This window comes from Synechococcus sp. GFB01, assembly GCF_001039265.1.
Classification (GTDB): Bacteria; Cyanobacteriota; Cyanobacteriia; order PCC-6307; family Cyanobiaceae; genus NIES-981.
The window spans coordinates 1-4,736 of record NZ_LFEK01000005.1 but is presented as its reverse complement, the minus strand read 5'-3'; the positions used below and the strand labels follow the sequence as shown (position 1 = coordinate 4,736).

Annotated in this window: 4 protein-coding genes and 2 pseudogenes; 1 reads left to right on the top strand and 5 read right to left on the bottom strand. The window is 72.4% G+C overall.

The annotated features are described in order from the left end of the window. Positions 1-1,194, bottom strand: a 1,194-nt coding sequence (locus tag SYNGFB01_RS00770) for a Rieske 2Fe-2S domain-containing protein (RefSeq protein WP_082325785.1), incomplete at its 3' end; no start/stop codon positions are given. A gap of 127 nt (positions 1,195-1,321) precedes the next feature. On the opposite strand from SYNGFB01_RS00770, the gene SYNGFB01_RS00765 reads away from it, so the two are divergent. Next, positions 1,322-1,561, top strand: a complete 240-nt coding sequence (locus tag SYNGFB01_RS00765; RefSeq protein ID WP_048016518.1) for a Nif11 family protein — start codon at positions 1,322-1,324, stop codon at positions 1,559-1,561. Here SYNGFB01_RS00765 and SYNGFB01_RS00760 read toward each other — a convergent pair. The 4 genes and pseudogenes from SYNGFB01_RS00760 to SYNGFB01_RS00745 all read right to left on the bottom strand — a co-directional run. Then, a complete protein-coding gene (locus SYNGFB01_RS00760; protein ID WP_048016519.1) occupies positions 1,540-2,355 on the bottom strand; it encodes an ABC transporter permease in 816 nt (271 codons plus the stop codon). The two genes, SYNGFB01_RS00765 and SYNGFB01_RS00760, sit on opposite strands and share 22 nt — an antisense overlap. Positions 2,356-2,396: 41 nt before the next feature. Continuing rightward, positions 2,397-3,130, bottom strand: a pseudogene (locus SYNGFB01_RS00755) (ABC transporter permease). A gap of 65 nt (positions 3,131-3,195) precedes the next feature. Next, positions 3,196-4,220: pseudogene (locus tag SYNGFB01_RS00750) on the bottom strand (ATP-binding cassette domain-containing protein). A 45-nt stretch (positions 4,221-4,265) separates the two neighbouring features. Further along, positions 4,266-4,736 (bottom strand): anti-sigma factor domain-containing protein (locus SYNGFB01_RS00745; protein ID WP_048016517.1); only part of this gene is annotated, 471 nt, incomplete at its 5' end.

Below are 4,736 nucleotides of genomic sequence, written 5' to 3'. Positions count from 1 at the left end.
GGCCTGGCTGCAGCTGCGGCAGTGGCGCGTGTGGGCCTCGAAGCGGTCCATCAGCGGCGCCTGCGGCAGCCGCTCCGGCAGGGCCCGCCCGGGGAAGGGCTCACCGGCGTGCTCGATCACCCATCGGTGCAGGGCCTGCACGTAGACATCGGCACTGCTGGGCAGGAAGCAGGCCCGCTCGAAGGCGCCGCTGCCGCCCCGCTCGGCCAGGCGGCGCTCCTGCCAGTGCAGGAACACCTGATCGTCCTCGAGCACGGTGTGGTTGCCGATATGCTGCAGCCAGCGGGGCCGCAGGCCCAGCAGCAGCCGGGGCCAGCGCGACTGGAACTGGAAGGGGAAGCGGGCGATCAGGCGGCACTCGCCCCGGCGGATCGGGGTGGCGTAGACCACCGTGAGCAGGCGGGCGAAGCCCTTGGCCGTGAGGTCGTGCCACATCAGCCCCGGCGCCACGAAGCTGGTGAACTGGCTGCCGAGCTTCCCCCGCCGCGGGCCCTCCGGCCAGCTGGCGGTGAAGCCCTCCGGGCCGAAGCCGGTGAGCTCCGCCACCACCGGAGCCGCGTTCTCGCGCCGGCCCACGGTGCGGTGGTGGGTGAAGGGCACGTGGCTCACATCGAGCACGTTCTCCAGCAGGGTGAGGGCATCCATCGGCAGGTCGCGGAAGGTCTCCTGCACCAGCCAGCCGGGCTCCTCCAGCGGCGGCACCAGCGGCAGCGGCACGGCGCCGGAGCGCTCGGCATCGCCGGCGAACACGAACAGCAGACCCTGGGCGGTGGCCGTGGCGTAGCTGCGGCAGCGCGAGCGGGGGCTGGCGCAGGCGGTGGCGGCCACAGCCGCCTCGGCCTGGGGGATGGCGGTGCAGTGACCGGCGCCGTTGAAGCTCCAGCCGTGATACGGGCACTCCAGCTCGCCGCGCTCATTGATGCGGCCCTCGCTCAGCGGCACCAGCCGGTGGGGGCAGACATCGGCGAAGGCCCGCCACTGGCCTGCCTGGCGGTCCCACCAGAGCACCAGATCCTGCTCCAGGAGGGTGAAGCGGAACGGCTGGGCGGGGTCCAGATCGGCCAGGGCCGCCACCGCGTACCAGCGATTCAGCCAGTGCTCCTGCCAGCGGTCCGGCCCGGCGGCCGGCTCGATGGCGGCGGCGGGGCTGGCGGTGGCGGCGGCAGGAGTGGCGGTGGCTGGCTCGGGGGCCATGGGGCACGATCGCGATGCGGCGATGATGGCGCGCCGATCAGCAGCTCTGATCGATCCGGCACTGTGCCCGGCGGAACCTTGCCGTGGCCGCAGCCGGACGGCATGGTGAAAACCCGGAACACCTCCCATGAGCTGGAGCGAGCTGGAACGGATGGTGGAGGAAGCGGAGCTGGACGACGAGATCCGCCGCGCCCTCAGGCACTGCCGCAGCCGGCAGGAGCTGGTGCTGGCGGGCCGCCGCCTCGGCTATCGGATCACCCGGCTGGATCTGGTGCGGGCCTGGCAGGAGCACCAGTGGGAGCAGGCGCAGCGCCAGCTGGTGCACGCCGGTCGCCCTCAGGGGCCTCAGCTCGACGCCGAGGTGTAGAAGCGCTGGGCGTGGCGCCAGAGCAGGCGGCTGCCGGCAAAGCAGAGCACGGCCACCAGCAGCGAGGCCCCCATCCAGAGCACGGAGCCGCGGCCCAGCAGCGCCTCGGCCGGCACGGTGGTGAGGAAGGCCACCGGCAGCACGAAGGTGAACAGCAGCCGCAGGGCCGGCGGGTAGGCGCTCACCGGGTAGCGCCCCGCCACCAGGGTGTAGCGCAGCACCTCGGTGGCGTTCCACACCTTCACGAACCAGATGCTGAGCGCGGCCAGCACGAACCAGAGGCTGTAGAGGATCACCGCGGCCGAGAGCAGCAGCACCAGCGGCAGCAGTGCTCCCCAGCCGCTGAAGGCCGCCGTTGCGGCCGGGGCCGCGGCGCCGGGCTCCGGATGGACCAGCGCCCAGGCGATCAGGGCGATCCCGGCCAGCACGGCCGGCAGGCCCCAGGGCGACACCGTGCGCGTGGAGAGCCAGAACTGACTGTCGATCGGCTTGAGCAGCACGTAGTCGAGCGTGCCGTTCTGCACGTGGCTCACGATGCGGCTGAGGTTGGGCTGCAGCAGGCAGGTGGTGAACCCGTCGAGGAGGGTGTAGAGCCCCAGCACCACCAGGGCGCCGTTCCAGCTCCAGCCGCCGAGGCTGGGGCGGCCGGCGAACAGCAGCTGCAGCACGAACAGGCTGCCGGCCAGGTTGCCCAGCACCGCCACCAGCTCGATCCAGGCGTTGAGCGGATACTCCAGCTCGCTTGCCAGCGAGGTGCTCCAGAAGCGCCACAGGCTGCGGCCGTGGCGACGCAGGTCGCGGGCCAGCCGCAGCGGTGGGGAAGCGGCCATCGGGATCAGGCCCCCATGGCGGAATAGCGCCGCAGCCCGGCCCGCCACAGCCAGCGGGCGATCGGCAGCAGCAGCAGGCCCCAGGCGGCGATCGCCGCGAAACCCGGCCCGGCTGACACCGGCTCACCGGCCAGCAGCCGCGCCGGGAAGTCGACCATCCAGGGGAAGGGGGTCGCCAGCGCCAGCCGCCGCAGCGCCGGCGGAAAGGTCTCGAGCGGCGCCACCAGCCCGGAGAGGAAGAGATAGGGGATCAGCAGCAGGCGATCCAGGGCCGCCGCCCGCTCGCTCCAGAAGCAGAGCGTGGTGACCAGCACCTGCAGCAGAAAGCGCAGCAGGAAGGCCGCCTCGATGGCCAGCAGGCCCAGCACCAGGCGGCCGGGGAGGGCAGCCACAGCAGCCGCGGCTGCAGCAGACCGAGCACCGCCAGGATCAGCACCACGAACGGCAGCCGGGTGGCCTGCTCGCTCACGTGGGCCGCCAGGTAGCGCCACAGCGGCGGCAGGGGCTGCAGCAGGTAGGGCGAGAGGCGGCCCTGCAGGGCGTCCTCCTCGAACACGTGGATCAGCCAGACCACGGTGAACTGGCGCACCAGGAAGGCGGCCAGGAAATAACGGTTGAGCTGGGCGGCACCGATGCCGGCGGCGGCGGCGGCGCCGGAACCGCTCCACACCCCCAGCATGATCAGCGGCAGCACGCCGGAGAGGGCCCAGAGGGCGATCTCGGCGCGGTATTCGAGCATCAGCGCGTACTGGCTCGAGAGCAGCGCCCAGGCCACGCGCCAGCCGCGGCGCAGCGATGCCCGCTTCACGGCATCCCCTCCACCTGCGCGGCGATGGAGGCCGCTGCGGCCGCAGCGGCCTCGGTGCGACTGCGGAACAGCCCACCGATCAGCTCCTCGATCGGCGGATCGCTCACCTCCAGATCCACCACGGCGAAGCGCTCCAGCAACGCCGCCACCCGCCCCGTGAGCTGGTCGCGCGGCACCAGCAGCCGCAGCTGGTGGCCCTGGTGGTGCTCGATCTGCCCGAATCCGGCGAACGCTTGGCGGGATGCAGCTCGGCCAGTTCCAGCCGCACCTGGCGGCAGGGGGCCAGCCGCTGGGTCAGCTCGTGCAGGGAACCGTCGTGGAACAGGCGGCCCTGGTGGATCAGCAGCACCCGCGCACAGAGCGCGGTGATGTCGCCCATGTAGTGGCTGGTGAGCAGCACCGTGGCACCGAAGCGACGGTTGTAGTCGGCCAGGAAGTCGCGCACCCGCGCCTGGGCGTTCACATCGAGGCCCAGGGTCGGCTCATCGAGAAACAGCACGGCCGGCCGGTGCAGCAGAGCCGCCAGCAGCTCCGCCTTCATGCGCTGCCCCAGGGAGAGCTTGCGTACGGGCCTGTGCAGCTCGGGCCCGAGCTCCAGCATCTCGGCCAGCTCGCCGATGCGCCGCTCGGCCTCGGGGTCGTCGATGCCGTACACGGCCGCATTGACGCGCAGGGAATCGAGCGCCGGCAGGTCCCAGATCAGCTGCTGGCGGTTGCCCATCACCAGGGTGATCTGGCGCAGGAAGCGGGCCTGGCGCCGCCAGGGCTGGTGACCCGCCACCTCCAGCTCGCCGCCGCTGGGATGGATCAGGCCTGTGAGCATCTTGAGGGTGGTGGTCTTGCCGGCTCCGTTGGGCCCCAGAAAGCCGACGATCTCGCCGGGTTCGATCGTGAAGCCGATCCGGTCCACCGCCAGCACGTCGCGGTGGCGGCGGCGCAGCAGGTGGCGCAGGGTGCCGGCCAGTCCGGGCTGCTTCTCGCTGACCCGGAAGGTCTTGCTCAGGCCCCGCGCCCGGATGATCGTCACGCCACCGTCGCCATGCCCTCACCGTAAGCAGCTGCCGGCTCAGAGGGTGCTGGTGAGCACGGTGGGACCGGTGGGGGCCTTGCCCACCGGATCGGGCTCCACACTCACGCTCACCGCGCGGGCCAGGCTGGTGGGTGAGGGGGGGATCAGCATGCCCACGTGGCCCTGCTCGGTCGGCACGAAGGCGACGCAGCCCACCCGGCGCCCACCCACCTCGGCCCAGAGGCGATACACGTGACCGGGGGGCGGCGGCGGCAGGTCGTCGAGCATCAGCACGTTGTGGGTGCCGTTGCCCGTCACCAGCACGTCGCCGCTGGCGCGCATGCCGGGTGTGGCGGCCACCAGATGCAGCTGGCGGCTCGCCGGGCTGAGGGGCGAGGCCGTGCCGGCCGCACCGGCGCTCGCCAGCCGCTGGTCGATCCGGGCCAGCTGCTCACGGGTCTGATGCAGCTGCACACCGAAGCCCAGCAGGGCCAGGCCCAGCAGCAGCGGCACCACACGGGCGCCGAG